Genomic DNA, 2,890 nt, shown 5'->3' with positions numbered 1-2,890 from the left:
ACTGTGCTGGCCATCGACTCGCTGCCGCGCACGCTCTCCCGCGCCCAGAAGATGGACGCCCTGACGTCGCAGGCCGGCGTCGCCGGCTACCGCGCCGTCATCGAGGCCGCCAATGCCTTCGGCCGTTTTTTCAATGGCCAGATTACGGCCGCGGGCAAGGTCCCGCCGGCCAAGGTCTTCATCGCCGGTGCCGGCGTGGCCGGCCTGGCTGCCATCGGCACCGCCGCCAACCTGGGCGCGATCGTGCGCGCCAACGACACCCGGCCGGAAGTGGCGGACCAGGTCAAGTCGCTGGGCGGCGAGTTCGTGAAAGTCGATTATGAAGAAGAAGGTTCCGGCGGCGGCGGCTATGCCAAAGTAATGTCGGAAGGCTTCCTGCAAGCCCAGCGCGAGATGTACGCCAAGCAGGCCAGGGAAGCGGACATCATCATCACCACTGCACTGATTCCAGGTAAGCCGGCACCGAAACTCATCACCGCCGAGATGGTGCAATCGATGAAGCCGGGCAGCGTGATCGTTGACATGGCAGGCGAGCAGGGCGGTAATTGCGAATTGACCGAGCCGGGCCAGGCCGTGGTCCGGCATGGCGTGACCATCATCGGCTACACCGATTTGCCGAGCCGTCTGGCCAAGCAATCGAGCACGCTGTATGCCAGCAATCTGTTCCGCCTGACGGAAGAGCTGTGCAAGGCCAAGGATGGCAAGATCGACGTCAACATGGAAGACGATGCCATTCGTGGGCTGACCGTCATCAAGAATGGCGAAGTCACCTGGCCGCCACCGGCGCTCAAGCTGCCGGCAGCACCCGCAGCCAAGCCGGCCGCAGTGCCGCCACCGAAAGCGCACGGCCATGGCGCCGGCGCACCGGCATCGGCCATCAGCATTGCCGTCACCTTCGGCGTTGCGGCTGCGCTGTTCTGGCTGATCGGCGCCTTTGCACCGGTGGCTTTCATTGGCCATTTCACCGTGTTCGTGCTGGCGTGCTTCATCGGCTACATGGTGGTGTGGAACGTGACACCGGCTTTGCATACGCCCCTGATGAGCGTGACCAATGCGATTTCCAGCATCATCGCTATCGGTGCGCTGGTGCAGGTCGCGCCGCCACTAACCGACACCGCCGGCCGTCCGGATGACTGGATTCGCTGGCTGGCCGTGATTGGCATCGTGCTCACCGCAATCAACATGTTCGGCGGTTTCGCCGTGACCCGCCGCATGCTGGCGATGTTCCGCAAATAAGTATAAAGAAAGGCGAAACCTATAATGTCTGAAAGCCTCACTATCGTCGCCTACCTGGGCGCAGCGATCCTGTTCATTCTCAGTCTGGGTGGCTTGTCCAACCCGGAAACCTCACGCCGTGGCAACCTGTACGGCATGATCGGCATGACCATTGCCGTGCTGGCCACAGTTCTAGGGCCCCGCGTGGCCGCAGCCGGAATTCCCTGGATCGTCGGCGCCATGGTGGTCGGCGGCGCCATCGGCCTGTATGCTGCACGCGTCGTCAAGATGACGCAGATGCCGGAACTGGTCGCGCTGATGCACAGCCTGGTCGGCCTGGCCGCTGCGCTGGTCGGCTATGCCAGCTATATCGACCCGGCAGCCTCGGCCCATTATGTTGGCGCGGAAAAAACCATCCATGACATCGAGATCTATGTCGGCATCCTGATCGGCGCGATCACTTTCTCTGGTTCCCTCATCGCCTTCGGCAAGCTGTCGGGCCGGATCGGCGGCAAGCCCCTGCTGCTGCCCGGCCGTCACCTGCTGAATCTGGCAGGTTTGCTGCTGGTGATTTACTTCGGCATCCAGTTTGCGCGCGCCGATTCGATCGAAGCGGGGATGATGCCGCTGATCGTGATGACGGTGATTGCCTTGCTGTTCGGTATCCACATGGTGATGGCGATCGGTGGCGCCGACATGCCGGTGGTGGTGTCGATGCTCAACAGCTATTCCGGCTGGGCGGCAGCGGCAACCGGCTTCATGCTATCGAACGACTTGCTGATCGTCACCGGCGCGCTGGTGGGATCAAGCGGTGCGATCCTGTCGTACATCATGTGCCGCGCGATGAACCGCAACTTCCTCAGCGTCATCGCCGGCGGTTTCGGCGGCGGCGCCGGCAAGCCGGCAGCAGCCAAGGGTGAAGCCGAGCCGCAAGGCGAAGTGGTGCCTGTCAGCGGCGCAGAAACGGCCGAGTTGCTGCGTGAAGCCAAGAACGTCATCATCGTGCCCGGTTATGGCATGGCGGTGGCGCAGGCACAGCACGTGGTCAATGAAATCGTCCAGCACTTGCGCGAGAATGGCGTCAATGTGCGCTTCGGCATTCACCCGGTCGCCGGCCGCATGCCGGGCCACATGAACGTGCTGCTGGCAGAAGCCCGCGTGCCGTACGACATCGTCATGGAGATGGATGAAATCAATGAAGATTTCCCGGACACCGATGTGGCCATGGTGATCGGCGCCAACGATATCGTCAATCCATCGGCGATGGAAGATCCGACCAGTCCGATCGCCGGCATGCCGGTGCTGGAAGTGTGGAAGGCCAAGACTTCCATTGTCATGAAGCGCAGCATGGCGTCCGGTTATGCCGGCGTCGACAATCCGCTGTTCTACAAGGAAAACAACCGCATGCTGTTCGGCGATGCGAAAAAGATGCTCGATGAAGTACTGGTGGCATTGAAGGCCGGGTAAGCTTGCCTCGCAACCGACATGAAACCGCGTGCATGCCACGCGGTTTTTTTTCATCTGTGGGTAGCGACAGTCTTCGCTCTGCAAGCATTGGCAAATGGTCCCGCCAGGATGAAAACATGATTCTTTTCAGATTTTTGATCGATTGAAAATGATAGTTAGATTTTGGCGGTTAAGCTAAATTTCCTGGCACTGATGTTGCATTTTAGGT

Annotated in this window: 2 protein-coding genes; both read left to right on the top strand. The window is 60.8% G+C overall.

Features of this window, described 5'->3' with window-relative positions:
- On the top strand, nt 1-1,236 hold a 1,236-nt coding region (locus V6M52_RS10695), incomplete at its 5' end, for a Re/Si-specific NAD(P)(+) transhydrogenase subunit alpha (RefSeq protein ID WP_332701018.1).
- 24 nt (nt 1,237-1,260) lie between these two features.
- Nucleotides 1,261-2,682: a Re/Si-specific NAD(P)(+) transhydrogenase subunit beta gene (gene pntB, locus V6M52_RS10690; protein WP_332701017.1), complete on the top strand. Its 1,422-nt coding sequence runs from the start codon at nt 1,261-1,263 to the stop codon at nt 2,680-2,682.
- The last annotated feature ends 208 nt before the right edge of the window (nt 2,683-2,890 follow it).

It is taken from the genome of Devosia sp. (genome assembly GCF_036676215.1).
Taxonomy (GTDB): Bacteria; Pseudomonadota; Alphaproteobacteria; order Rhizobiales; family Devosiaceae; genus Devosia.
This window is presented reverse-complemented; position numbering and strand designations above follow the sequence as displayed.